Origin of the sequence: Pseudomonas sp. GM48 (assembly GCF_000282335.1) — a bacterium.
In the GTDB taxonomy this organism is placed as follows: domain Bacteria; phylum Pseudomonadota; class Gammaproteobacteria; order Pseudomonadales; family Pseudomonadaceae; genus Aquipseudomonas.
Map to the genome: position 1 here is coordinate 95,985 of NZ_AKJM01000117.1, position 25,797 is coordinate 121,781.

The 25,797-nt window shown below is 59.5% G+C and carries 24 protein-coding genes; 10 read left to right on the forward strand and 14 right to left on the reverse strand.

Annotated features, from left to right (window positions below; translation table 11 throughout):
* Positions 1–6: 6 nt before the first annotated feature.
* A complete protein-coding gene (locus PMI28_RS07285) occupies positions 7–1,104 on the forward strand; it encodes an amino acid ABC transporter permease (protein ID WP_007989977.1) in 1,098 nt (365 codons plus the stop codon).
* A gap of 28 nt (positions 1,105–1,132) precedes the next feature.
* Positions 1,133–1,897, forward strand: coding sequence for an amino acid ABC transporter ATP-binding protein (locus PMI28_RS07280; RefSeq protein ID WP_007989979.1), 765 nt, complete (start codon positions 1,133–1,135; stop codon positions 1,895–1,897).
* Positions 1,898–1,961: 64 nt separating this feature from the next.
* Here the strand turns inward: PMI28_RS07280 and PMI28_RS07275 are convergent, their stop codons facing one another.
* Together PMI28_RS07275 and PMI28_RS07270 are read right to left on the reverse strand one after the other, a co-directional pair.
* On the reverse strand, positions 1,962–2,444 hold the full coding sequence (locus tag PMI28_RS07275) for a type II toxin-antitoxin system MqsA family antitoxin (RefSeq protein ID WP_007989981.1): 483 nt from the start codon (positions 2,442–2,444) through the stop codon (positions 1,962–1,964).
* Positions 2,441–2,752 (reverse strand): type II toxin-antitoxin system MqsR family toxin, encoded by a 312-nt coding sequence (locus tag PMI28_RS07270; RefSeq protein WP_033063540.1) that lies wholly within the window; start codon positions 2,750–2,752, stop codon positions 2,441–2,443. Before PMI28_RS07270 ends, PMI28_RS07275 begins: the two co-directional genes overlap by 4 nt.
* 166 nt (positions 2,753–2,918) lie before the next feature.
* Between PMI28_RS07270 and PMI28_RS07265 the strand changes: the two genes are divergently transcribed.
* Both PMI28_RS07265 and PMI28_RS07260 read left to right on the forward strand, forming a co-directional pair.
* A complete protein-coding gene (locus PMI28_RS07265; RefSeq protein ID WP_007989985.1) occupies positions 2,919–3,578 on the forward strand; it encodes a FadR/GntR family transcriptional regulator in 660 nt (219 codons plus the stop codon).
* A complete protein-coding gene (locus tag PMI28_RS07260) occupies positions 3,568–4,872 on the forward strand; it encodes a CynX/NimT family MFS transporter (protein ID WP_007989987.1) in 1,305 nt (434 codons plus the stop codon). The genes PMI28_RS07265 and PMI28_RS07260 overlap by 11 nt, the downstream gene beginning before the upstream one ends.
* A 15-nt stretch (positions 4,873–4,887) precedes the next feature.
* On the opposite strand, the gene PMI28_RS07255 is transcribed toward PMI28_RS07260, so the two are convergent.
* The 5 genes from PMI28_RS07255 to PMI28_RS07235 form a co-directional block, all read right to left on the reverse strand.
* Positions 4,888–5,538 (reverse strand): DUF1120 domain-containing protein, encoded by a 651-nt coding sequence (locus tag PMI28_RS07255; protein ID WP_007989989.1) that lies wholly within the window; start codon positions 5,536–5,538, stop codon positions 4,888–4,890.
* Positions 5,539–5,620: 82 nt separating this feature from the next.
* A complete protein-coding gene (locus PMI28_RS07250) occupies positions 5,621–6,235 on the reverse strand; it encodes a DUF1120 domain-containing protein (RefSeq protein ID WP_007989991.1) in 615 nt (204 codons plus the stop codon).
* An 86-nt stretch (positions 6,236–6,321) separates the two neighbouring features.
* Positions 6,322–7,422 carry a DUF1120 domain-containing protein gene (locus PMI28_RS07245; protein ID WP_007989993.1) on the reverse strand — a complete coding sequence of 367 codons (1,101 nt, stop codon included), beginning with the start codon at positions 7,420–7,422 and terminating at the stop codon, positions 6,322–6,324.
* A 52-nt stretch (positions 7,423–7,474) separates the two neighbouring features.
* The gene (locus PMI28_RS07240; protein ID WP_007989995.1) at positions 7,475–9,955 is read right to left on the reverse strand and encodes a fimbria/pilus outer membrane usher protein; all 2,481 of its coding nucleotides are present in this window, start codon (positions 9,953–9,955) and stop codon (positions 7,475–7,477) included.
* A 139-nt stretch (positions 9,956–10,094) separates the two neighbouring features.
* Complete coding sequence (locus PMI28_RS07235; protein WP_007989997.1) at positions 10,095–10,823, reverse strand: fimbria/pilus chaperone family protein; 729 nt, start codon at positions 10,821–10,823, stop codon at positions 10,095–10,097.
* A 473-nt stretch (positions 10,824–11,296) separates the two neighbouring features.
* Between PMI28_RS07235 and PMI28_RS07230 the strand changes: the two genes are divergently transcribed.
* The 4 genes from PMI28_RS07230 (at position 11,297) to PMI28_RS07215 (ending at position 13,859) form a co-directional block, all read left to right on the forward strand.
* Positions 11,297–11,923: a response regulator gene (locus PMI28_RS07230; protein ID WP_007989999.1), complete on the forward strand. Its 627-nt coding sequence runs from the start codon at positions 11,297–11,299 to the stop codon at positions 11,921–11,923.
* A gap of 120 nt (positions 11,924–12,043) precedes the next feature.
* Positions 12,044–12,514 (forward strand): nuclear transport factor 2 family protein, encoded by a 471-nt coding sequence (locus PMI28_RS07225; RefSeq protein WP_007990001.1) that lies wholly within the window; start codon positions 12,044–12,046, stop codon positions 12,512–12,514.
* A 40-nt stretch (positions 12,515–12,554) separates the two neighbouring features.
* Entirely contained in the window at positions 12,555–12,839 is a 285-nt protein-coding gene (locus tag PMI28_RS07220) for a GIY-YIG nuclease family protein (protein ID WP_007990002.1), read from the forward strand.
* A gap of 84 nt (positions 12,840–12,923) precedes the next feature.
* Positions 12,924–13,859 (forward strand): glutathione S-transferase family protein, encoded by a 936-nt coding sequence (locus tag PMI28_RS07215; RefSeq protein ID WP_007990004.1) that lies wholly within the window; start codon positions 12,924–12,926, stop codon positions 13,857–13,859.
* 128 nt (positions 13,860–13,987) lie between these two features.
* On the opposite strand, the gene PMI28_RS07210 is transcribed toward PMI28_RS07215, so the two are convergent.
* Both PMI28_RS07210 and yejK read right to left on the reverse strand, forming a co-directional pair.
* Complete coding sequence (locus tag PMI28_RS07210) at positions 13,988–14,338, reverse strand: glutaredoxin family protein (protein ID WP_007990007.1); 351 nt, start codon at positions 14,336–14,338, stop codon at positions 13,988–13,990.
* A complete protein-coding gene (gene yejK, locus PMI28_RS07205) occupies positions 14,338–15,342 on the reverse strand; it encodes a nucleoid-associated protein YejK (protein WP_007990009.1) in 1,005 nt (334 codons plus the stop codon). The genes PMI28_RS07210 and yejK overlap by 1 nt, the downstream gene beginning before the upstream one ends.
* 396 nt (positions 15,343–15,738) lie before the next feature.
* Here yejK and PMI28_RS07200 point away from each other — a divergent pair, with 396 nt between their 5' ends.
* On the forward strand, positions 15,739–16,020 hold the full coding sequence (locus PMI28_RS07200; RefSeq protein WP_007905514.1) for an HU family DNA-binding protein: 282 nt from the start codon (positions 15,739–15,741) through the stop codon (positions 16,018–16,020).
* A gap of 88 nt (positions 16,021–16,108) precedes the next feature.
* Here PMI28_RS07200 and rlmF read toward each other — a convergent pair whose 3' ends face one another.
* From rlmF to PMI28_RS07175, 5 genes are all read right to left on the reverse strand, one after another.
* A complete protein-coding gene (rlmF, locus tag PMI28_RS07195) occupies positions 16,109–17,131 on the reverse strand; it encodes a 23S rRNA (adenine(1618)-N(6))-methyltransferase RlmF (RefSeq protein ID WP_007990012.1) in 1,023 nt (340 codons plus the stop codon).
* Positions 17,132–17,377: 246 nt separating this feature from the next.
* Positions 17,378–20,224: a valine--tRNA ligase gene (locus PMI28_RS07190; RefSeq protein ID WP_007990013.1), complete on the reverse strand. Its 2,847-nt coding sequence runs from the start codon at positions 20,222–20,224 to the stop codon at positions 17,378–17,380.
* A gap of 231 nt (positions 20,225–20,455) precedes the next feature.
* Positions 20,456–21,772 carry an MFS transporter gene (locus tag PMI28_RS07185; RefSeq protein ID WP_007990016.1) on the reverse strand — a complete coding sequence of 439 codons (1,317 nt, stop codon included), beginning with the start codon at positions 21,770–21,772 and terminating at the stop codon, positions 20,456–20,458.
* Positions 21,773–22,128: 356 nt separating this feature from the next.
* The gene (locus tag PMI28_RS07180) at positions 22,129–23,361 is read right to left on the reverse strand and encodes a transporter associated domain-containing protein (protein ID WP_007990019.1); all 1,233 of its coding nucleotides are present in this window, start codon (positions 23,359–23,361) and stop codon (positions 22,129–22,131) included.
* A 12-nt stretch (positions 23,362–23,373) separates the two neighbouring features.
* Positions 23,374–24,186, reverse strand: coding sequence for a cytochrome C assembly family protein (locus PMI28_RS07175; protein ID WP_007990021.1), 813 nt, complete (start codon positions 24,184–24,186; stop codon positions 23,374–23,376).
* 210 nt (positions 24,187–24,396) lie between these two features.
* On the opposite strand from PMI28_RS07175, the gene ffh reads away from it, so the two are divergent.
* Positions 24,397–25,773: a signal recognition particle protein gene (ffh, locus tag PMI28_RS07170; RefSeq protein WP_007990023.1), complete on the forward strand. Its 1,377-nt coding sequence runs from the start codon at positions 24,397–24,399 to the stop codon at positions 25,771–25,773.
* Positions 25,774–25,797 lie beyond the last annotated feature (24 nt).

Below are 25,797 nucleotides of genomic sequence, written 5' to 3' on the forward strand. Positions count from 1 at the left end.
TAGCGCATGAGTACTCATACTTTCAAACCTGACATGCCTCCACCGGGCCGCAGCATCGGTGTGGTGGCGTGGATGCGCGCGAACATGTTCTCCAGCTGGCTCAACACCCTGCTGACCCTGTTTGCGTTCTACCTCATCTACCTGGTGGTGCCGCCGATCCTGCAGTGGGCCATCCTCGACGCCAACTGGGTGGGCACCACCCGCGCCGACTGCACCAAGGACGGAGCTTGCTGGGTGTTCATCCAGCAGCGTTTCGGCCAGTTCATGTATGGCTACTACCCGCCGGAACTGCGCTGGCGCGTGGACCTGACGGTGTGGCTGGCGGTCATCGGCGTGGCGCCGTTGTTCATCTCGCGCTTCCACCATAAAGCGGTGCACGGGCTGGGCTTCCTGGTGTTGTACCCGATCATTGCCTACTTCCTGTTGCATGGCGGCATTTTCGGCCTGACCAACGTGGCGACCAGCCAGTGGGGCGGCCTGATGCTGACCCTGGTCATCGCCACCGTCGGTATTGCCGGTGCGCTGCCGCTGGGGATTGTCCTGGCCCTGGGCCGTCGTTCGAACCTGCCGGCGATTCGGGTGGTCTGCGTGACCTTCATCGAGTTCTGGCGCGGTGTGCCGTTGATCACGGTGCTGTTCATGTCCTCGGTGATGCTGCCGCTGTTCCTGCCCGAAGGCATGAACTTCGACAAGCTGCTGCGGGCGCTGATCGGTGTGATCCTGTTCCAGTCGGCCTACGTTGCCGAAGTGGTGCGCGGTGGTCTGCAAGCGATTCCCAAAGGTCAGTACGAAGCGGCGTCAGCGATGGGGCTGGGCTACTGGCGCAGCATGGGCCTGGTGATTCTGCCGCAAGCCCTGAAGCTGGTGATCCCCGGCATCGTCAACACCTTCATTGCGCTGTTCAAGGACACTAGCCTGGTGATCATCATCGGCCTGTTCGACCTGCTCAACAGCGTCAAGCAAGCCGCTGCCGACCCGAAATGGCTGGGTATGGCGACTGAAGGCTATGTGTTCGCCGCCCTGGTGTTCTGGATTTTCTGTTTTGGTATGTCGCGCTATTCCATGCATCTGGAACGCAAGCTCGACACTGGCCACAAGCGCTAAGTCGCTACCTAATTTAGGAAGTTTTGTGATGAGCGAAGCAATCAAACAGCCTGTGAGCCCTGAAGGCATTATTCAGATGCAGGGCGTGAACAAGTGGTACGGCCAGTTTCACGTACTCAAGGACATTAACCTCAACGTCAAGCAGGGCGAGCGAATCGTCCTGTGCGGCCCGTCGGGTTCCGGCAAGTCCACCACCATCCGCTGCCTCAACCGTCTGGAAGAACACCAGCAGGGCCGCATCGTGGTCGACGGCGTGGAACTGACCAACGACCTTAAGCAGATCGAAGCGATCCGTCGTGAAGTCGGCATGGTGTTCCAGCACTTCAACCTGTTCCCGCACCTGACCATTTTGCAGAACTGCACCCTGGCGCCGATGTGGGTGCGCAAGATGCCCAAGCGCAAGGCCGAGGAAATTGCCATGCATTACCTGGAGCGCGTGCGCATTCCGGAGCAGGCGCACAAGTACCCGGGGCAACTGTCCGGTGGCCAGCAACAGCGTGTGGCGATTGCCCGTGCACTGTGCATGAAGCCGAAAATCATGCTGTTCGACGAACCGACTTCGGCACTCGACCCGGAGATGGTGAAAGAGGTGCTGGACACTATGATCGGCCTGGCCGAAGACGGCATGACCATGCTCTGCGTAACCCACGAAATGGGCTTTGCCCGTACCGTGGCCAACCGCGTGATCTTCATGGACAAGGGCGAAATCGTCGAACAGGCTGCACCAAACGACTTCTTCGACAAACCGCAGAACGAGCGCACCAAGCTGTTCCTGAGCCAGATCCTGCATTGATCTCAGACTGACTCGCAAAAACAGACCCGGCCTCGCGCCGGGTTTGTTTTACTACGTCTGCTATTCAGGAAACCGTGAGCGTTTCATGCTCTTTGTGCACTGTCGTTTTGAATTGTCTCAAGTCCGCATCTTCACCCAGAATCTTTGCGTCGGTGAGCAAATGCGGGTAACGATCCAGCAAACGCATCAGTAGTATCAATGCCTTTGGTGGCAGTACTTCACCGCTCTCATAGCGAGAAAACGCGTTGTGGCCGCCACCGGAGAGCAGTTGCACAGCGTCTTTTTGCGACAGGTGCAGTTTGCGGCGGATTCTCCTCATCTCGTTGCCGATCATCTGTCTGCCGGCTCTAACCAGTTCATCTCCTGCGTCTGAGAAACGCTGTGAGCACTCGGCGTCGAACTCGACCTCTCCGCACTTCTGGCACTCCCAACCAGACAAATCATCGATTCGACGTTCCATTCCCTTGACGCTCAAGGTTTCGCCCCGTCCCTCGAAATGCAACATGCCTTCCGGAGCTCCGCAACTGAAACACTGCTGTGTATTCATGTGTTTTTCTCCTTGAAGGAGATCACCGGTGGGCGCCCGCCGGGGCGATATGACACCTTGATGTAAATCTCCAGATCATGTGAATTGATGTGATAGACGTCTTGCCAGACTCGGTGATCGTCATAGGTCGTCATCGATTTGTACAACATGTTGCGTTGTAGATTGAGAATGACTTCTTGCATCCCTGTGAGATCCAGGCCGAGTGCGAAACCATTCCCTTGGGCTGTGCGTGTGAATGCTCTAGTCCCTAGCCGCATGACATCCTCCTTGATCGCCACCAAGTCGTAATGGGGTGTGTTCTTTTCCATAAGAAACCGTGAACCCTATCCCTGAAATTACCCTTAAAGGGTAATTTTGACCAATCGAAAATCCCGCTCCTTTCTCGCCCATTAACCCTAGGTGCTTGTCCTCTCAGACGAAGCTGACTAACATGTCAGAAAATTCATCCGATGATTGGATGAGAGGGTGAATTCAATGTCAGAAATTTCTCCGCTGGTTAAACGATCCCTGGTCGATCAGGCCCTGGACCAATTACGCCTGCGCATCAACCAGGGTGTCTGGGTCGTCGGGCAGCGCTTGCCCACCGAGCCCGAGCTGTCCGCAGAGCTGGGCATCAGTCGCAACACCGTGCGCGAAGCCATGCGTGTGTTGGCGTTTTCCGGGCTGATCGAAATCCGTCAGGGCGACGGCAGTTACCTGCGGGCAGTGATCGATCCGCTGGATACGCTCAAGGCGTTGTCCCGTTGTTCTCTTGAGCAGGCGCGGGAAACCCGGCACATCCTTGAAGTCGAGGCCATCGGTCTGGCTGCATTGCGCCGTACCGATGAGGATCTGGTGGCGTTACGCGAGGCGCTGGGAGTCAGCGGCAGCCATTACCACGGCGATCTCGACACCTACATCGCCTGCGACCTGGTGTTTCACCGCCGTCTGGTGGACGCCGCGCACAACCCTACCCTCAGCGAGTTGTATCGCTATTTCTCCAGCATCGTCGGCGCGCACTTGCGTCAGACGCTGAACATTGTTCCGCGCCGCCAGGAAGTGTTCGACCTGCACATCGAGTTGCTCGATGCGGTCGAACAACGCGACCCGGAGCGCGCCAAAGCCCTGTCGAGGCAGTTGATCAATGAACCTTGAAACCGAGAAGTCCATGCATCGCAGTGATTTATCCACAGCCGCAAAACGCGTGGCAGAGCTGGAAGAATTGCTGATCGACGCCGAGGCCGATGATGAGCAGGTCCAGCACGGTCACCCGGTTTTGCGCCGGCCATGGTTGTTGCTGCTGGGTCTGATTCTGGTGGCCTTGAACCTGCGACCGGCATTGTCGAGCATGGCGCCGATGCTCAGCGATGTGTCGAAGTCCCTCGGTTTGTCTGCGTCCCAGGCCGGTTTGCTGACGACGTTGCCGGTGCTGTGCCTTGGCCTGTTCGCGCCATTGGCGCCGGTGCTGGCGCGCCGCTTTGGCGCCGAGCGAGTCGTGCTGGGGATTCTGCTAACCCTCGCTGGCGGGATCATCCTGCGCAGTTCCTTCGGCGAGATCGGCTTGTTCGCTGGCAGTGTGTTGGCCGGCGCCAGCATCGGCGTGATCGGCGTTTTGCTGCCGGGCATCGTCAAGCGTGATTTCCCGAATCAGGCCGGGACCATGACCGGCGTCTACACCATGGCCCTGTGCCTGGGCGCGGCGATGGCGGCGGGGGCGACCGTACCCCTCAGCGAGCATTTCGACAAGAGCTGGGCAATGGGCCTTGGCTTTTGGGTTATCCCGGCGTTAGCGGCTGTAGTGTTCTGGCTGCCGCAAGTCGGCCAGAAACACGGCGCGCATCATGTCGCCTACCGCGTCCGGGGATTATTGCGTGACCCGCTGGCCTGGCAGGTGACCTTGTACATGGGCCTGCAATCGTCCCTGGCCTACATCGTGTTCGGCTGGTTGCCGTCGATTCTGATCGGTCGCGGCCTGACCCCGACCCAGGCCGGGCTGGTGCTGTCTGGCTCGGTGATCGTGCAACTGGTCAGCTCGCTCGCGGCGCCATGGCTGGCAACTCGCGGCAAGGACCAGCGGCTGGCGATTGTGATTGTGATGGTGCTGACCCTCGGCGGATTGTTCGGTTGCCTGTATGCGCCGATCGAAGGCTTGTGGGGCTGGGCAATTGTGCTGGGTCTGGGGCAGGGCGCCACGTTCAGCCTGGCGTTGACCCTGATCGTGCTGCGCTCGCGGGACTCCCACGTGGCGGCGAACCTGTCGAGCATGGCCCAAGGGTTCGGTTACACCCTGGCGTCGATGGGGCCGTTCGCGGTCGGTATCGTGCATGACTGGACCGGCGACTGGAACGCTGTTGGCTGGATCTTTGGTGTCATCGGCCTTGGCGCGATCATCGCCGGGCTCGGTGCCGGACGGGCGCGGTATGTGCAGGTCAGCAGCGAGAAGATTTAAATGCAATGGGGGCGTCTACAAATAGACAACCTCCAGCGTCGCCGAGCCATCGAGTGTCGCATCATCAGTCAGGTCCAGCGTTGAGGTAGGAGCAATGTACGTAACGAGTGTGACCCGACTGCTCAGACTCTGAAGCGCGACGGGGCCGGCAGTGCTGCCCGCAACATTGGTGAAACCCAGATAGCTCTGGGCGCCAACCGGTATCGCGCTGGACCTGGATGTACTCCATGCCTGCCCTCCTGTGGTGGAATCGGTTCGATACACTTGCGGCCAAGCGTCCACTACGGTGTTGGCGGGATCGAATTGCAGTGAGTACATACCGATCCTGTTGCCGCTGCGGTCGAACTCAAGGCCGTAGTAGATCTCGCTGTTGACGATGGCCGAGCCATCTCGGTTGTCGCGCATGATCAATGCGAATCGTGCAGGCATGTTGCAGTTGATGTTGAGGTCGAGTGATTCGTTGCGAAGTCGCGTCCTATTGTCGATGCTCAGGTCTTGCCGGGATATTTTTCCGTAGTCGACGAGGCCGTTGCTGGAAAAAGTTGGCGTGCAGGCGGCCGGGGTGATGATGCCGTTGACTGTCAGGTTTGCGGTAGACGCCGCAAGGGCGCAAGTCGCCATGCCCGTCAATAGCGCTGCGGTCAGGGCTGTGGGGATAAGCTTCATCGGTAAATTCCTTTTTGAGAAGAAGGTATAGGTGCTGAACCGCTCGCTCATTCAGGCAGCGAACGGTCCAGCGCTTTGGCCCTTAGAGGTACTTCACTTCGAACGTCGCGGAGCCATCAATGGTGACTTCGTTGTCCAGGGTCAGTGAGTCGGCGCGGGCGATGTACGTGTTGACCTCAAAGTCAAAGGTGACAACTTCTGCATCAACTGGTGTGGTGCTGCCAATAGTAGCAACGGACAAGAGATATCCCGCTTCAGCATCCGTTGTTTTCACCCAGCTTGATCCGCCGTTGCTTGATCTGATTGCGTCCAACGAAGTTACCCCGTCTTTGACTTGCTTGACTTTGGTGGAAAAGTAGCCCAATCGTTGACCGTCATCGGTCAGACCAAGGCCAAACCAATCAGCAATTGATGTGCCGTCTCTATTGTCAATTGGATTCAGTGCGAACTTGGCTGGAGCACTACAGGTTACGACTAGTTGAATTTCACGTGACCCAACCATGGTATTGCTTTCTCGATTAAGGTCCTGAGACGAGATCTTGCCCAGATCGATGACACCTCCACTGGACAAGGTCGGCGTGCAAGCGACCGGCGTGATGAGGCCTTTGACCGTCAGGTCAACGTTCGAGGCGGCGATGGCGTAAGGTGCGGCACCGATCAGTGCCGTTGTAGTGAGTGCTGCGAAGTACTTTTTCATGGTTGAAACTTCCTTTCTTTCGTTGTTGACCTTGAATGGTCCGGGGCGCGTGAGTGCATCTCGGGTTCAACAAGGCAGGTTGGGTGTTACGGGTAAAAAATTTCGATGGTCCCCGAGCCGTCGAGGTGAACGGCGCTACTCAGGTCCAGGCTCGTGGTGGGGGCGATCACGGCATCCACCGTCACCGTGGTTGTGAGGTTCTGGATCGAGGCCGGCCCTGAAGTGCTGCCGGCACTGTCGGTAAAACCCAGGTAGCTTTTCTGGGCGAACGGTATGGGGTTCGGACTGGAGGTGCTCCAGGCCACGCCTTGGGTGGTGGAGTCGGTTCGATACAGGCGGGTAAAGCTATCGGCGCTGGCGTTGGCGGGATCGACATTGAGTGAATACAGGCCGATCTTGTTGCTGCGGTGATCCAGACCCAGCCCGTAGTAAATCTCGCTGTTGACCGTCGCCGAGCCTGAGCGGTTGTCATGCATGACCAGGGCAAATTGTGTCGGGGCGGCGCAGCCAACCCGCAGGGTTAAATCCTTGGGCGGCAGCCGTGTGCTCTTGTCGGGGTTCAGGTCGTTTTGCGATAGCTGACCGAAATCCACCAGGCCGCCATTGGACAGTTCCACGTTGCACGCGGTGGGCGCGAAACTGGCGCGCAGGGTTATCTCCCTCGAGCGTCCCGTAGCGACCGCATCCAACAGGCCGGTGGTTTCCCAGGTAACGGCGTCACGTACCTGCAACGCTTTTTCCTGCGCCCAGGCTGTCAGCTCCAGTTGCGCCGAAAAACTTTGCCCTTGCGCCGTGACACCGCCCCGAACCGGAACGATGGCTTGCTGCGGTCGCCAAAGCAGACTCGAAGCGGTTGCTTCCGGTACCTGGCCGGCGGCGGAAATCAAGCCCAGTTCCACCGGTTGCCCATCGAGTACGGCGTCACTCATGCGCACGGCATAGCTGCCGTGCCCGGTAAAGCGAAAACGCTCGGCGGTCGCGGCCATGGCACGGTAGAACAGAGTCATGTCAGTGGGTTGTGCGCAGTTCAGGTTCAGGCTCAATCGGCGCTCGCCCAAGGTTCGCTCTTGGGGCCCATTGGCGCGTATCGCCCGATTCATTACGCCGTAGTCGAGTACTGTCTGGCTGAGGGTGAGCTTGCATTCATCGGCGAGGGCCGAGGCGTGCGGCGCAAGTCCGCTCAACATCAGCGTGCCGAGTGTCAGCAACAAAGGGTGGGACAGCTTCGTAGGGTCATCCTTAAAGTGTTCGACACTGGGCGGGGGCGGTCTCGTAATACACCTGGGTATTGGCCTTGGCCGGCAGTTCGAAACGCAGTTCGCAGCGCTCCAGTCCTGGTGCGGTTATCCACAGGTCGCGAGCAGTCAGGGCGTTGGGCAGAAACACCAATCCACCTTCTTGAGCGAGCGTTACGAACTCTCCGTTTGCGGTGCTTACCGTTGCGCCACGGGGCAGGGGAGCACCGTTGTCCGTGGTGACTTTGAGCAAGGCGCGACGGGTCAGCGTGACCCCGAATTCGACCTTGTCGACGGAACCACGCCCTGCGGAAACCACGGCCAGGCCGTTGTTGATATCGAGGTTGCGCGGCAGCGAACGGGTGTCGACCTCAATCGGACTGCGACCATAGGCGGTCACTTGAGGCACCACGGCCTGGCCTTGCCAATCGGTCCAGACCGGACCGCTGGGGGTCGAGACTTTGATAGCGCTGGCGTCACCTACCGAGAGCAGCGCAAAAGTGTCCCGCACGGGGTACGGCGACAACGTCAAGCCATCGCCGTGCAGCACGGCGCCGCCACGTGCTCCAGCCTGGTAACTGGAGCGCTCGGCATCGGAGCGGGTGTAACTCAAGTCCAGTTGGCTGTAACGCGGCAACAGGGAAACCCCCGCCGAGGACTGCACTTGTTTGTCTCGTGTGTCGTGCTCAACACCGACCCGGTAACTCAACTGGTCATTGACCTGTTCGTTCAAGCCGACACCGCTGCGGTATTCGCCAGCGGAACTGCGAACCCAAGAGCGCACCCGGCGGTTTTCACCTAGCGGAATACTGACGCTCAGATAAACGCTGTCATCGTTGCGCTGTGTACCGCTGACTTGCCTTTGCGCTGTGGCCGAGACAGACACGCCTCTGATGTTGGTGCCCCAGGACGTGAGGACGCGGCTGCTGCTTTGTCCGTCGAATGTCGTTGAGCGATTGAAGCCACTGCTGAACGCGCCAAGCCCGGGAGTCGACCAGGCCAGTGACAAGCTGTGCTGATCGCGGTAACGCGACTGGCTGCGTTCCGACTGAGTGTCGAACACCGCCTCCGACAGTTCGCGATAGCCGAAGGTCCGATATGAAGTGCCTGCATTGATCGACCACTGTTCGCCCAAACGTTGCGATAAATTCAGATCGGCCTGCAGCCCTCTGTCGGTTTGGCGGGCACGGGTGTCGGTCGTTTGCAGAGTGGTCTGGATCTGCGTGTCGGACCATGGCAACAAGCCAAGGCCTGCGCCTGCAGCAAGGTAGTCGGTGGCTCCCGTGGCGCCGGCGCTGAGCAGGGCATACGGGTTGAGTGCGCCGCTCCAGCCGCCGCTGATCACCCATGGTTCGCCGCTTTGCGCATCGCCGAGACTGCGCACCTGGCCTGCGGCCAACGAAAAGCCGGGAGCCGGCAGGCCAACGCCGAGCATGGCGACGGGAACCGTAAATTGTTGCTCGCCGCCATCCGCTTCCTTGACGGTCACTTCAACGTCAGAGCGACTGTCGAGCCGACGCACATTGCTCAGGGAAAACGGACCGGCCGGAACCACTGTCGAGTGGATAAGCGAACCGTTCTGCCGAATTTCGACCTGAGCCTGGCTGTGAGCAATCCCTTCGATGGGAGTGCTTTGGCCTTCCACCTGCAGGGCCTGCTCGGTCATGACTTGCACGCCGGTGATCTGCGCACCGGCCAGCACCGGGTTGTAGAGATTGATCTGACCGGCTTGAAGCACTGTCTCATGACTGGCAAAGGTGCGCTGGGCGTAAGCCGCCAGGTGAGCGGTACGGGACACATCGTTCTGCCAGGTCTGCACCTGGCGACTGCGCACAATCCAGTCCCCGGCATTGAAGCCGACCTCGGTGTTGGCTGAGGTGTAGCGATTTGTCTGGCTGCCGTATTGGCTGTAAAGGCTGTTGACGTCGTAGTTGAGCAACCCCGCGATGCCTCCGGTTTGAAAACCGGAGATATCCCGGACAGTCGGACGTATTGCGTTGGTTGGCACTATCAATGACAGGCCGAGGTTGGCCGGGTCCTGTTCGATTCGTGTTTGCGGCCAGGTGGCCAGCACATCGAAACAGCCACTGTCGGTGACCGGGGCTAGTGGCACGCTCAGATTTGCCGCATCAAGCAGGGCACGGTCAAAGCACAAGTCACCTTCCCCATTGAACGTGACGTCCACCCGGCCATGGCGCAGACCATTGACTGTGAGGGTGATCGGATGTCGGCCAGTGGTGAAGCGCGGAGCGGCCAGCAGCAGGGTTGCGAGACCAGGGTCGATACCGCGTTGACTCAGCATCGTTTGGTCGAATGACGTCGATGACGAAACGTCATTGGCATCGCTGGCCAGGGCATCGAACGACACCAGCGCATTGCTCAGCAGCAACACCGCGCCGGCCTGGAGCCGAAGCGGATGAGAAGTGCCGGCAGCCCGAATCGCGGGCATGGCTTCGCCGTCACGGTATTTCGATACTGTGTTCATGGGGGTTCACTTGGGGTTTGCCTGTGGGCTGGGCCAGTCCGCTACCGCTTCAGGCTCACATCCCGCGACGGATTACAGGCCGTCGCTTCGAACAATCAGGCCCACTCTTCCTTGGCGGGTGTTTTCGGTTGTACCGGTTTCAGGATTTGATCGGCGCGTCATAGGGCGGCACGGCAAAGCCATAAACGGTGGCGGGATGAATGCGCACTTGGGCAGCAGCCTTGGCGGTCACTGCCACGCTGATGTGCTCACCCGGCAGTACGTAGGTTTTTGGCAACACCGCACCGCTCCCGGAAGGCAGCAGTTGTACTTCCTGAGCCAGGCGTACCACGTAAGGCGTTTCGTTGCGTACGGTCAGTTGGCCGTCCTGCAGTGACCATTTCAGGTCGGTCCACGGTGTACGGTTGGGCGCCAGGCCTGCGGGGTGAAGGATGATCGGCAGGTTCTGGCGAACCGTCACACCCACTTGGGCTTTCCCGGTCTCGACGGCGGGTTTTCCCTGGGGAATTCCTTCAAAAATCACCCGCTTCAATCGCTGGGTGAGCAGGGGCTTTTCCGATTGCAGGATGAAGCGTACCAACTGCGTCCTGGAGGCCTCGACGCGTGCCAGCGGTGGTGTCACGAACACTAATGGCTCGGTGTCTTCGGGAATGTCTTCGATGGTGACGTGCAGCAGCGCCAGACTGGCGTCGGTATTGGTCACGGATACAGAGGTTTCCCCATTGGCTTCATTGACGATGACCACGGAGGTATCGGGCACCATGCCGTCGGCATGGGCCTGTGCGGTCAATAACAGAGCGCACGCACCGATGCCCGTATGGGTCAAACGGCGCAGATGCCTCAAAAATATCGTCTTGATGTCTCTCATTGAAATTCCCGGATAAAAGACCGTTGGCATGGCTCGGAATACAGGTAACGCAGGGGCTCCGTGAGCAGGCGTGCAGTGCGCAGGGTAATTGGTGTCTTGTTCATGTATTCGATAGTCAGGCAAAGAGTGAGCGCAGTTCTGTGCAGGTACGGGCGGACTGCTTGGCAGGCCACAATTTAGCGAGCAAGCGGAGCGGGAGGAATGCAACTAATACGAAAAGGGAGGGGGGGTGTATGAAAGAGTGTTGCGGACTACGGAACGCTTTCTAACGAGGAACCCTTTGGTTGTAGTCCTTCTGCGTAGTCTTAAGCCGCACTGCACTGTAGGAACCATCTATTTGTTAAATAGGCAAAGAGTGATCCCATTGAATACATTGAGGGTGCGACGTTAGAGGTTTTTTCGGGGCGTTGTGGAAGGGGGAGCAACGGCGCTATTTTCCGCGCCTTTGCGACACAAACAGGAGACGTCCCACAATGAGAGTCGTTATTGCTGACGATCATTCCGTCGTTCGTGTAGGGCTGCGCATACTCATCAACGCCAGCAGGCGATGTGTGATCGTCGGCGAGGCCGACAGTGCCGACAGCCTGATGAGTCTGCTTTCAAGCACGCCCTGCGAACTGCTGATCACTGACTTCTCCATGCCGGGAGGGCAGCAGGCCGATGGCTTGAAAATGTTGAGTACGATCCAGCGCCATTACCCGGCCTTGCCGATCATTCTGGTGACGATGTTTACCAGCGTGGCGACGACAAGGGCCGCGTTGGCCCAAGGGGTGATGGCCATTGTCGCCAAAACCGCCTCGTCGACCGAGTTGCCCCTGGCAATCAATGCGGTGGAGGAAGGGCGTCGCTACCTCAGCGAGTCCCTGCGCACGCTGCTGGCCAACACCCGCAGTCAGATGCACGAATCGCCACTGTCAGCCAAGGAACATGAAGTGGTCCGAATGCTCGCCAGTGGCATGACCGTGAGTGAAATCGCCAGTCACTTCAAACGCAGCGTGTCGACCATCAGTAAACAAAAGAACATGGCCATGCACCGGTTGGGCATTTCCACGGACGTTGATCTTTTTTCCTACGCACGGGACAACGGAATGTCGTACTGAAATGACGGGAGTAATCATTGCGTTATTTTCGTCATGAATGCCGATAGTGTTCGGTGCATTTGCAGACTATCGTGCAGGCAATCTTTCGAAGCCATTATGCAAATCCAGGGGAACCCGCAAATGAGTGAAGCCCATAGCGCCTTGATCACCCGTTTCTACCAGGCTTTCCAGCGCCTGGATGCCGAAGCCATGGCTGCCTGCTACACCGATGATGTGGTGTTCAGTGACCCGGCGTTCGGCGAGCTTCGCGGTCGCGATGCCGGTGACATGTGGCGCATGCTGACCACTCGGGCCAAGGACTTTTCCCTGACGTTCGATCATGTTCGCGCCGACGAGCGCACCGGTGGTGCCCATTGGGTTGCGACGTATCTGTTCAGCCAGACCGGCAACACCGTAGTCAACGATATCCAGGCGCGCTTCGTCTTTCGCGATGGCAAGATTTGCGAACATCACGACAGTTTCGATGTGTGGACCTGGTCACGTCAGGCGTTGGGTTTCAAAGGTCTGCTGCTGGGCTGGACGCCACTGGTGCGCAACGCCGTTCGGGCCCAGGCATTGAAGGGGCTGAAGGCATTCCAGGCCAGTCGCTGATAAGATCGCGGCTTGTTTTCTTTCAAGTCTTGATCGTGCCGTGACCACCCCAAGCGAGTCTCCCGTCAGCAAGCCCTGGTTCGTCTACCTGGTTCGAGCCGCCAATGGTTCGCTGTATTGCGGGGTCAGCGATGATCCCGTGCGCCGCTTCGCCAAGCATCAAAGCGGCAAGGGTGCACGGTTCTTTCTTTCCAGCCCGGCCATGGCACTGGTCTACACCGAACTTTGTCGCGACAAAAGCGAAGCGCTGCGCCAGGAACGGCTGATCAAAAAACTGCGCAAAAGCGCCAAGGAATGTCTGGTCGCGTCTTATCAATCTGACTGATCGGTTCCCATCAGGCACATCTGTAGGCTGCCAACCGATTGCGCGCTAAGCTGCGGATTCCTTATCTGTGCTGCGGAGCCGAGCATGTCCGAGTTGATTCTTCATCATTACCCGACGTCCCCCTTCGCCGAAAAGGCCCGGCTGCTGCTGGGTTTCAAAGGGTTGTCCTGGCGCTCGGTGAAGATCTCGCCGGTGATGCCAAAACCCGATCTTACGGCCCTGACTGGCGGTTATCGCAAGACGCCGGTGTTGCAAGTCGGTGCAGATATTTATTGCGACACGGCATTGATTGCCCGGCGACTGGAACAGGAAAAAGCCTTGCCGGCGTTTTTCCCGGAGGCTCAGGAAATGACCACCGCGTCGTTTGCCGCTTGGGCCGATTCGGTGGTGTTCCAGCATGCGGTCAGCCTGGTGTTCCAGCCGGAATCGATAGCGGTGCGCTTTGGCAATTTGTCGCCGGAAGCGATCAAGGCGTTTCTGGCCGACCGTGCCGGTTTGTTCAGTGGCGGTAGCGCGACAAAACTGTCCACCGAACAGGCCAAACATCAGTGGCCAACCCTCATGTTGCGCCTGGAGCAACAGTTGCAGCGCGAAGAAGGCGATTACCTGTTTGGCGAGCCGTCGATTGCCGACTTCGCCTTGGCTCATTCGCTGTGGTTTCTCAAGGCGACGCCGGTCACGGCTCCCCTGGTCGATGCTTATCCGGCGGTCAGTGCGTGGCATTCAAGGGTGTTGGGGTTCGGCCATGGCGCATCCAGTGAGATGACGTCCGAAGAGGCGCTGGAGGTGGCGCGCAGGTCCACGCCAGCGGCATTGCCGGATGAGCAGTTCGTCGATCCCAACGGGTTCACGGCGGGTCAGCAGGTGGTGATCGCGGCCACGGACTATGGCGTTGATCCGGTCGCGGGAGAGCTGCTGTTTGCCGGCAGCGAAGAATTGATTGTACGGCGCAAGGACGAGCGTGGCGGTGTCGTGCATGTGCACTTTCCGCGGTTCGGTTTCCGGATCGAAGCCATCTGACGCAGACATACACCTGTGGCGAGGGAGCTTGCTCCCGTCGGGTCGCGAAGCGGCCCCTGCAGAGGGACTGCTGCACAGTCCAGCGGGAGCAAGCTCCCTCGCCACAAGGGTTTTGTGAACCTGGTCAGTTACTTCAACGCGGCCAGTATCGCATCCGGGTCATACCCGCGAATCAGGGTTCCGTTCACATCGATGATCGGAATCCCTCCGCCACCCAGGGCCACGTAGTCCTTGCGCGCGACGGTATCCTTCTCGATATCGAATTCCTTGTACGGAATGCCTTTCTGATCGAGAAAGCGCCGGGTCAGCTTGCAGTAGCCGCACCATTCGGTGGCGTAGAGCACGACATTGGCCTTGGCCTGCGTCTGCTCAGGCAGTGCTTGCGATGGATTGAACACCCGCTCGATCTTGCCCCAGTTCTGATAAACCACGACCACCAGCAGGATCAGCAGGAATTTTTTCAGTACGCCGCCGAGCATCAGTTGCGACGCTTCAGCTGATCGGTGAGCGAGGTGGGCAGGCCCTTGATGATCAACGTGCCGGCTTCTTCGTCGTACTCGATCTTCGAACCCAACAGGTGCGCTTCGAAACTGATCGACAGGCCTTCGGCGCGGCCAGTGAATCGGCGGAACTGGTTCAGGGTGCGTTTATCCGCCGGGATTTCCGGCGACAGGCCGTAGTCCTTGTTGCGGATGTGATCGTAGAAGGCTTTCGGGCGTTCTTCGTCGATCAGCCCCGACAACTCTTCCAGGCCCATCGGCTCGCCGAGCTTGGCCTGGCTGCTGGCATAATCCACCAGGGTCTTGGTCTTCTCGCGGGCGTCGTCTTCCGGCAGGTCCTCGCTTTCGACGAAGTCACTGAAGGCCTTGAGCAGGGTGCGGGTTTCACCCGGGCCGTCGACGCCTTCCTGGCAGCCGATGAAGTCGCGGAAATACTCCGAAACCTTTTTACCGTTCTTGCCTTTGATGAACGATATGTACTGCTTGGACTGCTTGTTGTTCTGCCACTCGGAAACATTGATCCGCGCGGCCAGGTGCAACTGGCCAAGGTCGAGGTGGCGGGACGGGGTCACGTCCAGTTCGTCGGTCACTGCCACGCCTTCGCTGTGGTGCAACAGGGCGATGGCCAGGTAGTCGGTCATGCCTTGCTGATAGTGCGCGAACAGTACGTGGCCGCCGACCGACAGGTTCGACTCTTCCATCAGTTTCTGCAGATGCTCGACCGCCACACGGCTGAATGCGGTGAAATCCTGGCCGCCATCGAGGTACTCCTTCAGCCAGCCGCTGAACGGGAATGCGCCGGACTCCGGATGGAACAGGCCCCAGGCTTTACCCTGTTTGGCGTTATAGCTTTCGTTGAGGTCGGCGAGCATGTTCTCGATGGCTGCGGACTCAGGCAGTTCTTCGTTGCGGGCATGCAGAACTGCGGGTGTGCCGTCGGGTTTTTTGTCGATCAGGTGGACGATGCAATGACGGATCGGCATGGGCTTCTCGGCTGAATGAGGAGAGGAGGGCGTGCTCCCCCGAAAAAGCGCTCAGTGTACCGCAACCACTGGTTTTGGCGCGGTGCGAAGGGCAATTGACGGGCGACCGACGGCGCTTATGCGTTTTTTTCCTGTTTTAGCGCAATAAAGCTGACCAAATGGGTAGCTAGAGGCGGATATTTCCACGTCTGTGTGCTAGCTTTGCCCGGTCTTGCGCGACGTCACTGCGTTAAGCGTGCAGTCAGCATTTGTCAGGTCGAACCAAACCCTGATTTCGGTATCTATAACCCCGATCCCGAGGTTATTTGGCCGAGGGTGCCAGATCCAGAAGATCGGGCTCGATGGCTGACATTGCACTCTGCAATCCATATGAATTTGATAGGGAAGGAACACTAAATGGCTCTTACTAAAGACCAACTGATCGCCGACATCGCTGAAGCTATCGACGCGCCGAAAACCACCGCGCGTAACGCTCTGGACCAACTGGGCCAAATCGTTGCCGATCAGCTGGAAAACGGCGGCGAAATCACTCTGCCAGGTATCGGCAAACTGAAAGTGACTGAGCGCCCTGCCCGTACTGGCCGTAACCCTTCGACTGGCGCTGCCATCGAAATCGCTGCCAAGAAAGTGATCAAGCTGGTTGTGGCCAAAGGCCTGACCGACGCTGTCAACAAGTAAGACTTGTTGAAAAACCGTGCACCGGAGCGATCCGGGCACGGTTTTTTTGTGCCTGCGATTTAGCGCAAATAACCTGCCGTTCACTGACTCAGCTGCTGCGCGCCCAACGCTCACGCCAGGCGTGTTGCTGCGCCTTGGTCTGGAACGTCCAGGCGACGAAGCGGCTCTGTTTCTGGCCCTGACCCATTTCCACCACCTGACTGTCCAGCGCGCCGGCCTTGTTCAGGGCTGCCTGGATTGCCGGCAGGTTCGACGCCTTTGACACCAGTGTGCTGAACCACAGCACTTGTTGCGCCACCTGCACGCTCTCGCTGACCAGTTGCGTGACGAAACGCACCTCCCCGCCCTCACACCACAACTCCGCCGCTTGTCCGCCGAAGTTCAGTACAGGCAGCTTGCGTTTCGGATCTGCTTTGCCCAGGGCGCGCCATTTGCGCGTGCTGCCCCGTGTGGCCTCGTCCAGCGACGCGTGGAACGGCGGGTTGCACATCGTCAGGTCAAAGCGCTCGGCACTCTCCAGCAGGCCTGTGAGGATCTGCTTGGGGTTGCTCTGCTGGCGCACCTGAATGGCTTTGTTCAGGCCGTTTGACGCAATGATTGCCTTGGCGGCGGCGATGGCGGTCGCATCGATATCGGAACCGAGAAACTGCCAGCGGTAATCGCTGTAACCGATCAGCGGATACACGCAGTTGGCACCCATGCCGATGTCCAGCACCTTCACGGCGGCGCCGCGAGGGATTACACCGTCATTGCCACTGGCCAGCAGGTCGGCAAGGAAGTGCACGTAATCGGCACGGCCTGGCACCGGCGGGCACAGGTAGTCGGCCGGAATGTCCCAGTGAGCGATGCCATAGAACGACTTGAGCAGCGCCCTGTTGAACACCCGCACAGCTTCCGGGCTGGCGAAGTCGATGCTTTCCTTGCCGTACGGATTGATGATTACGAATTTCTTCAGTTCCGGGGCGCTTTTGATCAGCGCCGGAAAGTCGTAGTGACCCTGATGGCGATTGCGCGGGTGCAGGCTGGCCTTCTCACGCGGCGCCGCGGCTTTGGCCGCAGGCGCGGATTCAGGCTTTTTGCGCGCAGGTTTCGGTGTGCGGGGGGCGGTCATGGCGGTGGTCGATTCGGGTATGGCTAAAAGTGGCGGGCATTGTCCCACATCTGTGGGGTAACACCGACCAAATGTGGGAGCGGGCTTGCTCGCGAATGCGGACTTTCAGTCAATATTTATATCGAATGTTATGACCTCTTCGCGAGTAAACCCGCTCCCACAGGGGGATCTTCATTGGATGTAAGAAAGTGGCAGGCATAAAAAAGGGAGGCCACTTGGGCCCCCCTTTTTCATTGCGATCTGCCGTTACAGGCTGGCAATCCGCGCATGCTGCTCGGCCAGCTTGCCCAGGGCCTGTTCGGCCTCGGCCAGTTTGGCACGTTCTTTCTCGATGACTTCAGCCGGGGCCTTGTCAACGAAGCCGGCGTTGGACAGCTTGCCGCCGACGCGTTGCACTTCACCTTGCAGGCGCTGGATTTCCTTGTCCAGGCGCGCCAGTTCCGCACCTTTGTCGATCAGGCCGGCCATCGGCACCAGCACTTCCATCTCGCCGACCAGTGCGGTGGCGGACAACGGTGCTTCTTCGCCGGCAGCCAGGACGGTGATCGATTCGAGGCGCGCCAGCTTCTTCAGCAGGGCTTCGTTCTCGGTCAGGCGACGCTGATCCTCGGCGCTGACGTTCTTCAGGAACAGCGGCAGCGGTTTGCCCGGGCCGATGTTCATTTCGCCACGGATGTTACGGGTGCCAAGCATCAAGCCCTTGAGCCATTCGATGTCGTCTTCGGCGGCCTGATCGATGCGTGTTTCGTTGGCCACCGGCCAAGGTTGCAGCATGATCGTCTTGCCTTCGATGCCGGCCAGCGGCGCGATGCGCTGCCAGATTTCTTCGGTGATGAACGGCATGAACGGGTGCGCCAGGCGCAGGGCGACTTCCAGCACGCGAACCAGGGTGCGACGGGTGCCGCGCTGGCGCTCGACCGGTGCGTTTTCGTCCCACAGCACAGGTTTGGACAGTTCCAGGTACCAGTCGCAATACTGGTTCCAGATGAACTCGTACAGGGCTTGCGCGGCCAGGTCGAAACGGAACTGGTCAAGCTGGCGGGTCACTTCAGCTTCGGTGCGTTGCAGCTGCGAAATGATCCAGCGATCAGCCAGGGACAGCTCATAGGCTTCGCCGTTCTGGCCGCAGTCTTCGCCCTTGTCCAGCACGTAGCGTGCGGCGTTCCAGATCTTGTTGCAGAAGTTGCGGTAGCCTTCGACGCGGCCCATGTCGAACTTGATGTCGCGGCCGGTGGACGCCAGCGAGCAGAAGGTGAAGCGCAGGGCGTCGGTGCCGTAGCTGGCGATGCCTTCGGCGAACTCGTCGCGGGTCTGCTTCTCGATCTTCTTCGCCAGTTTCGGCTGCATCATGCCGGAGGTGCGTTTCTGCACCAGCGCTTCGAGTTCGATGCCGTCGATGATGTCCAGCGGGTCCAGGACGTTGCCCTTGGACTTGGACATTTTCTGGCCCTGGCCATCACGCACCAGGCCGTGAACGTACACAGTCTTGAACGGGACCTGAGGCGTGCCGTCTTCGTTTTTCACCAGGTGCATGGTGAGCATGATCATCCGGGCAACCCAGAAGAAAATGATGTCGAAGCCAGTCACCAGGACGTCGGTGGAGTGGAATTTCTTCAGGAATTCGGTTTTCTCCGGCCAGCCGAGGGTGGAGAACGTCCACAGGCCCGAGCTGAACCAGGTGTCGAGAACGTCGTTGTCCTGTTGCAGCGCAACGTCCGGGCCGAGGTTGTGCTTGGCACGTACTTCGGCTTCGTCGCGACCGACGTAGACCTTGCCCGACTCGTCGTACCAGGCCGGAATGCGGTGACCCCACCACAGCTGACGGCTGATGCACCAGTCCTGGATGTCGCGCATCCACGAGAAGTACATGTTTTCGTATTGTTTCGGCACGAACTGGATACGGCCGTCTTCAACGGCAGCAATCGCAGGCTCGGCCAGAGGCTTGGTGGACACATACCACTGGTCGGTCAGCCACGGCTCGATGACGGTGCCGGAGCGGTCGCCTTTCGGCACTTTCAGGGCGTGATCGTCAACGCTGACCAACAGACCGGCAGCATCGAACGCGGCCACGATCTGCTTGCGCGCTTCGAAGCGGTCCAGGCCGGCGTATTCGGCCGGGATCTTGCCGTCGATGCTTTCGTTCAGTGTGCCGTCGAGATTGAACGCCTGGCACGCAGGAAGAACGGTGGCGTTCTTGTCGAAGATGTTCAGCAGCGGCAGGTTGTGGCGCTTGCCGACTTCGTAGTCGTTGAAATCGTGGGCCGGGGTGATTTTCACGCAGCCGGTGCCGAATTCAGGGTCGCAGTAATCGTCGGCGATGATCGGGATGCGGCGGCCAACCAGCGGCAGTTCGACAAACTTGCCGATCAGGGCTTTGTAGCGATCATCGTTCGGGTTCACCGCAACGGCGGAGTCGCCGAGCATGGTTTCCGGGCGAGTGGTCGCGACGATCAGGAAATCGTTGCCTTCAGCGGTCTTGGCGCCATCGGCCAGCGGGTACTTCAGGTTCCACAGGAAACCTTTCTCGTCGTGGTTTTCCACTTCAAGGTCGGAAATCGCCGTGTGCAACTTGGTGTCCCAGTTCACCAGGCGCTTGCCGCGGTAGATCAGGCCGTCTTCGTGCAGGCGTACGAAGGCTTCTTTAACGGCTTCCGAGAGGCCGTCGTCCATGGTGAAGCGCTCGCGGCTCCAGTCGACAGACGAGCCGAGGCGGCGGATCTGGCGGCTGATGTTGCCACCGGACTCATCCTTCCATTCCCAGACTTTTTCGAGGAATTTTTCGCGGCCCAGGTCGTGGCGGCTCTGGCCCTTGGCTTCGAGCTGACGCTCTACCAGCATCTGCGTGGCGATACCGGCGTGGTCGGTGCCCGGCTGCCACAGGGTGTTGCGACCCTGCATGCGGCGGAAACGGATCAGGGCGTCCATGATCGCGTTGTTGAAACCGTGACCCATGTGCAGGCTGCCGGTGACGTTCGGCGGCGGGATCATGATGGTGTAGGACTCGCCCGCGCCTTGCGGGGCGAAGTAATTCTCTGACTCCCAGGTGTTGTACCAGGAAGTTTCAATGGCGTGCGGCTGGTAGGTCTTATCCATGCGCGGCGGGACCCTATTGGCATTTATTCAGGAAAAGCCGGGAAGTATAGCGGGGATGTGCCGATGCGCGTAGAGCGAGGTGACAATGGGTGGGGGAAAAATTGTGGTTGGTGTTTTGTCAGAGAGGGCCCCTTCGCGGGCAAGCCCGCTCCCACAGGGACATGTGTCGTACAGCTATCTTGTGATCGACACCAACCCTGTGGGAGCGGGCTTGCCCGCGAAAGCAATTTGTCAGGCGACCTGATTCAAATCGTTATGCCGCGTCTCCTTCAAGCACAGCACCGCAATCAAACTCAGTACCGCCGCCCCGGACACATACCCGCCGACGTAACTCAAACCACCCATCGCCACCAGTTTCTGTGCAAAGAACGGCGCCGCGGAAGCGCCGACAATACCGCCCAGGTTGTAGGCTGCCGACGCGCCGGTGTAGCGCACGCGGGTCGGAAACAGTTCCGGCAGCAGCGCACCCATTGGCGCAAATGTCACACCCATCAGGAACAGCTCAATGCACAGGAACAACGCCACGCCCCAGGTCGAGCCTTGGGTCAGCAGCGGTTCCATGAGGAAGCCGGACAGGACCGCCAACACGCCGCCGACGATCAGCACCGGCTTGCGCCCGTAACGGTCGCTGGCCCAGGCCGACAGCGGGGTGGCGGCCGCCATGAACAGCACGGCGAAGCACAACAGGCCGAGGAAGGTTTCGCGGCTGTAGCCGAGCGTGGTCACGCCGTAACTCAGGGAAAACACGGTGGAGATATAAAATAGCGCGTAGCACACGACCATCGCGCCGGCTCCCAGCAATACGGGCGCCCAGTATTGGCTGAACAGTTCGACCAGCGGGATCTTCACGGGCTCGTGGCGAGCCACGGCGTTGGCGAATACCGGGGTCTCGTGCAGCTTGAGGCGCACGTACAGGCCGACTATCACCAGTGCGGCGCTGAGCAGGAACGGAATACGCCAGCCCCATGAACGGAACTGTTCATCGTCCAGCACCACGGCCAGTGTCAGGAACAGGCCGTTCGCAGCCAGGAAGCCAATGGATGGGCCCAACTGCGGGAACATGCCGAACCACGCGCGCTTGCCTTTTGGCGCGTTCTCCGTGGCCAGCAATGCCGCGCCACCCCATTCACCGCCTAACCCCAGGCCCTGGCCGAAGCGCAGGACGCAAAGCAGGATCGGTGCCCAGGCGCCAATGCTGTCATAACCCGGCAGCACGCCGATCAGCGTGGTGCACACGCCCATCAGCAGTAGCGAGGCGACCAGGGTCGATTTACGACCGATACGGTCGCCAAAGTGGCCGAAAAGGGCCGAACCCAAGGGGCGAGCAAGGAAGGCGATGCCGAACGTGAGAAACGCCGAAAGCATCTGTGCGGTGCCGGATGTCTGTGGAAAGAACACCGGACCGATCACCAGCGCAGCGGCGGTGGCATAGACATAGAAGTCGTAGAACTCGATGGCGGTACCGATGAAACTCGCAGTAGCCACGCGGGTGGCGGAGTTCGTCGGTTGCGCAGGTGTGGAGTCGCTGTAAGTCGTGCTGGTCGTCATGCGGTTATCCCTGACAGTCATGTGCTCCAGTGGAGCGAATTATTATGGTCGAGAACCCAGGGATGTGGGTGGGGGCACGGTCGCTGTTTCAGGTAGGAACAGTCGTCGGTTTGCTGCGGATGTTGCTGATGATCGGGCCGGAAGCTGCGAAGTGCGGGATAAGCACGGGGCCGGCGAGGCTTGGGTAAGCGGTTCGATTATAGGAAGGTGGCTAACGATCGAACAAGTAGCTGGATTGGGCTATGGCTTTATGTGGCGAGGGAGCTTGCTCCCGCTGGACTGCGAAGCAGGCCTGAGGCGGCCGCTGCGCGCCCGAGCGGGAGCAAGCTCCCTCGCCACAGAAAATTACCTTGACCCTAGATAACCACAGGCATCGAGCTGGTCTGCCAGATCAATACTCGCGTGACACGGTTGTCTTCGGTCTCGAGAATTTCCAGGCGATACCTACCGATCTTCAGGCACACCGCGCTTTCGGGAATGGTTTCCAGCGCCTCGGTGACCAAACCGTTCAGGGTTTTCGGGCCATCGCTTGGCAGGTGCCAGCCGAGGCTCTTGTTCAGCTCGCGAATGGACGCGGCGCCGTCGATCACCAGGCGTCCGTCGGCTTGCGGATGAATGTGCGGATTGTCCAGGCTGTGCTGGCTTTCGAACTCGCCGACGATCTCTTCAAGAATGTCTTCCAGCGTGACGATGCCCAGCACTTCGCCGTATTCGTCGACCACCATGCCCAGGCGCCGCTGCTGCTTGTGGAAGTTGAGCAGTTGCAACTGCAACGGGGTACTTTCCGGTACGAAGTACGGCTCGTGGCTGGCCGCCAGCAACGCTTCCCTGGTCAGGCTTGCATCGGGCAGCAAGTGAAGGATATGTCGGGTGTTGAGGACGGCTTCGACCTGGTTGATGTCACTGTGGAACACCGGCAGGCGAGTGCGTTTGTTGTGGCGCAATTGTTCGATGATTTCTTCGAGGGGGTCATCGAGATTGATGCCGTCCACATCACTGCGCGGTACCAGGATGTCATTGACCGTGATGTTGTCCAGTGCGTGGATGCCAGGCAGCGGGTGAGGGCGGCTTACTGTTTCGGGCGTATCCTGCCGATCCGTCAGTGTTTCGTCCTCACTTCGTTGCACCACTTTGGCTTTACGGGCGAACGGTCGCATCAGCAACTGACTGAAGCTGTTGAGCAGCCATGCCGCGGGATAGATGATTTTCAGCGGCACGCGCAGCAGATTGTTGCCTTGGGCCAGGATCGCATCCGGATAGCGGGCGGCGAGCGCGCGAGGCAAGTAGTCGGAAAACACCAGCAGTATGGCGCCCGCCCCGAGGCAAGCGACCCACGGACCGTTCTCGGCCCAGGTGAAAATTGCCAGCAAAGTGACGATGACCACCACGAGTGCACGGCAGAGGGTGTTGCAAAAGATCAGGCTGACCAGTGGAAAGCTCAATTTGGCCGGCGGTTTGTCGCTGGAGCGCGTAGCAATGCGCTTGGCCAGTAAATGCTGGTGCGCCGCTTCAATGGCGGTAAACAGGCCCGACCATAAAATCAGCAGGGTCACTACCGCGAGCATTGGCCCTATGGGCAAATCGTCCATTAATGCCGCCCGTCAGATATGCAGGATGTATTCACGTACCAGTTTGCTGCCGAAATACGCCAGCATCAGCAGGCAAAAACCGACCAGGGTCCAGCGAATGGCTTTGTGCCCACGCCAGCCGAGGCGATTGCGGCCCAAAAGCAGCACGCTGAAAACGATCCAGGCCACGCAGGCCAGCAGGGTTTTGTGCACCAGGTGCTGGGCGAACAGGTTTTCGACGAACAGCCAGCCGGAAATCAGCGACAGCGACAACAGCGTCCAGCCGGCCCAGAGGAAACCGAACAGCAGGCTTTCCATGGTTTGCAGCGGCGGGAAGTTCTTGATCAGCCCGGATGGGTGCTTGTGCTTGAGCTGGTGGTCTTGAACCAGCAGCAGCAAGGCCTGGAACACCGCGATGGTGAACATACCGTAGGCAAGAATCGAGAGCAGGATGTGGGCGAGGATGCCCGGCTCCTCATCGATGACCTGTACCGTGCCGGCGGGGGCAAAATGCGCCAGCATCACGGTCAAGGCCCCAAGCGGGAACAGCAGGACCAGCAGGTTCTCTACCGGAATCCGCGAGCAGGCCAGCAGGGTCAGTGCGATGACCGCCACGGCAATCAGGCTGGCGGCACTGAAGAAGTCCAGGGCCAGGCCGGTCGGGGTCAGCAGGTGGGTGAGCAGGCTGACGCTGTGGGCCAATACGGCGAGCACGCCGAGCATGACCAGCAGGCGTTTGTTGACCTTGGCGCCGGACGCCAGGCGAGTGCCCTGGTAAATGGTCGCAGCGGCATACAAGCAGGCGGCGGCGAGGGTAGTTAGCAAGCTGGGTGACAAGGGGAGCATAAATCCTGTTAGGCAAGCCCGAAAGTCGCTGAGTTTGGCATAGAACCCCCACGACACGAAAGACCGCGCAACCCGACGGCGAGGTGTCCGCCAGCCACAGTCTTCGCTATAATCCGCGACCTGCCCACGCCGCAGGCTCGCCGAGCACACGTTTAGTCCGGTCCGGGCCGCCATTATCCCGGTCTACACAGGGCCTGAAAGGATCGCGCAATGTTTGAAAACTTAACCGACCGTCTCTCGCAGACGCTGCGCCATGTCACCGGCAAGGCCAAACTGACTGAAGACAACATCAAAGACACCCTGCGTGAAGTGCGCATGGCGTTGCTCGAAGCCGACGTCGCCCTGCCGGTGGTCAAGGACTTCGTCAATTCGGTCAAGGAACGCGCCGTCGGCACCGAGGTGTCGCGCAGCCTGACGCCGGGCCAGGCCTTCGTGAAGATCGTCCAGGCCGAGCTCGAAAGCCTGATGGGCGCGGCCAACGAAGATCTGAACCTGAGCGCAGTGCCGCCAGCGGTCATCCTCATGGCCGGTTTGCAGGGCGCTGGTAAAACCACCACCGCCGGCAAGCTCGCGCGCTTCCTTAAAGAGCGCAAGAAGAAGTCGGTCATGGTTGTGTCCGCCGACGTGTATCGTCCGGCGGCGATCAAGCAGCTGGAAACCCTGGCCAACGACATCGGTGTGACCTTCTTCCCGTCGGACCTGAGCCAGAAGCCGGTCGACATCGCCAACGCGGCTATTAAAGAAGCAAAACTCAAATTCATCGACGTGGTCATCGTCGATACCGCTGGTCGCTTGCACATCGATGAAGAGATGATGGGCGAGATCAAGGCCCTGCATGCCGCGATCAAGCCGGTCGAAACCCTGTTCGTGGTCGACGCCATGACCGGCCAGGACGCCGCCAACACGGCCAAGGCCTTTGGCGATGCATTGCCGCTGACCGGTGTGATCCTGACCAAGGTCGACGGCGACGCCCGTGGCGGTGCGGCACTGTCGGTGCGTGCCATCACCGGCAAGCCGATCAAGTTCATCGGTATGGGCGAGAAGAGCGAAGCGCTCGATCCGTTCCATCCTGAGCGTATCGCCTCGCGCATCCTCGGCATGGGCGATGTGCTCAGCCTGATCGAGCAGGCGGAAGCGACGCTCGACAAGGACAAGGCCGACAAGCTTGCTAAAAAGCTGAAGAAGGGCAAGGGCTTCGATCTCGAAGACTTCCGCGATCAGCTGCAACAAATGAAGAACATGGGCGGCCTCGGCGGGCTCATGGATAAGCTGCCGAATATCGGTGGTGTGAATCTGGCGCAGATGGGCAACGCCCAGGGTGCGGCAGAAAAGCAATTCAAGCAGATGGAAGCCATCATCAACTCCATGACCCCGGCCGAGCGTCGTGACCCTGAGATGATCAGCGGTTCGCGCAAACGCCGGATCGCCATGGGTTCCGGCACTCAGGTGCAGGATATCGGCCGCTTGATCAAGCAACACAAGCAGATGCAGAAGATGATGAAGAAATTCTCCGCAAAAGGCGGAATGGCCAAAATGATGCGCGGCATGGGCGGTATGTTGCCCGGCGGCGGCATGCCGAAGATGTAAAGAATCCGCGCAAGAGCTGGCTCT

Bases quoted from the DNA above. Each gene is read 5' to 3' on its own strand.
- PMI28_RS07285 (WP_007989977.1), top strand. From the start codon at position 7: ATGAGTACTCATACTTTCAAACCTGACATGCCTCCACCGGGCCGCAGC.
- PMI28_RS07265 (WP_007989985.1), top strand. From the start codon at position 2,919: ATGTCAGAAATTTCTCCGCTGGTTAAACGATCCCTGGTCGATCAGGCC.
- PMI28_RS07240 (WP_007989995.1), bottom strand. From the start codon at position 9,955: ATGAACACAGTATCGAAATACCGTGACGGCGAAGCCATGCCCGCGATT.
- PMI28_RS07185 (WP_007990016.1), bottom strand. From the start codon at position 21,772: ATGACGACCAGCACGACTTACAGCGACTCCACACCTGCGCAACCGACG.
- PMI28_RS07270 (WP_033063540.1), bottom strand. From the start codon at position 2,752: ATGGAAAAGAACACACCCCATTACGACTTGGTGGCGATCAAGGAGGAT.
- yejK (WP_007990009.1), bottom strand. From the start codon at position 15,342: ATGCCGATCCGTCATTGCATCGTCCACCTGATCGACAAAAAACCCGAC.
- PMI28_RS07280 (WP_007989979.1), top strand. From the start codon at position 1,133: ATGAGCGAAGCAATCAAACAGCCTGTGAGCCCTGAAGGCATTATTCAG.
- ffh (WP_007990023.1), top strand. From the start codon at position 24,397: ATGTTTGAAAACTTAACCGACCGTCTCTCGCAGACGCTGCGCCATGTC.
- PMI28_RS07215 (WP_007990004.1), top strand. From the start codon at position 12,924: ATGTCCGAGTTGATTCTTCATCATTACCCGACGTCCCCCTTCGCCGAA.
- PMI28_RS07275 (WP_007989981.1), bottom strand. From the start codon at position 2,444: ATGAATACACAGCAGTGTTTCAGTTGCGGAGCTCCGGAAGGCATGTTG.
- PMI28_RS07225 (WP_007990001.1), top strand. From the start codon at position 12,044: ATGAGTGAAGCCCATAGCGCCTTGATCACCCGTTTCTACCAGGCTTTC.
- PMI28_RS07180 (WP_007990019.1), bottom strand. From the start codon at position 23,361: ATGGACGATTTGCCCATAGGGCCAATGCTCGCGGTAGTGACCCTGCTG.
- PMI28_RS07255 (WP_007989989.1), bottom strand. From the start codon at position 5,538: ATGAAGCTTATCCCCACAGCCCTGACCGCAGCGCTATTGACGGGCATG.
- PMI28_RS07190 (WP_007990013.1), bottom strand. From the start codon at position 20,224: ATGGATAAGACCTACCAGCCGCACGCCATTGAAACTTCCTGGTACAAC.
- PMI28_RS07250 (WP_007989991.1), bottom strand. From the start codon at position 6,235: ATGAAAAAGTACTTCGCAGCACTCACTACAACGGCACTGATCGGTGCC.
- PMI28_RS07260 (WP_007989987.1), top strand. From the start codon at position 3,568: ATGAACCTTGAAACCGAGAAGTCCATGCATCGCAGTGATTTATCCACA.
- PMI28_RS07210 (WP_007990007.1), bottom strand. From the start codon at position 14,338: ATGCTCGGCGGCGTACTGAAAAAATTCCTGCTGATCCTGCTGGTGGTC.
- rlmF (WP_007990012.1), bottom strand. From the start codon at position 17,131: ATGACCGCCCCCCGCACACCGAAACCTGCGCGCAAAAAGCCTGAATCC.
- PMI28_RS07175 (WP_007990021.1), bottom strand. From the start codon at position 24,186: ATGCTCCCCTTGTCACCCAGCTTGCTAACTACCCTCGCCGCCGCCTGC.
- PMI28_RS07200 (WP_007905514.1), top strand. From the start codon at position 15,739: ATGGCTCTTACTAAAGACCAACTGATCGCCGACATCGCTGAAGCTATC.
- PMI28_RS07235 (WP_007989997.1), bottom strand. From the start codon at position 10,823: ATGAGAGACATCAAGACGATATTTTTGAGGCATCTGCGCCGTTTGACC.
- PMI28_RS07245 (WP_007989993.1), bottom strand. From the start codon at position 7,422: ATGTTGAGCGGACTTGCGCCGCACGCCTCGGCCCTCGCCGATGAATGC.
- PMI28_RS07230 (WP_007989999.1), top strand. From the start codon at position 11,297: ATGAGAGTCGTTATTGCTGACGATCATTCCGTCGTTCGTGTAGGGCTG.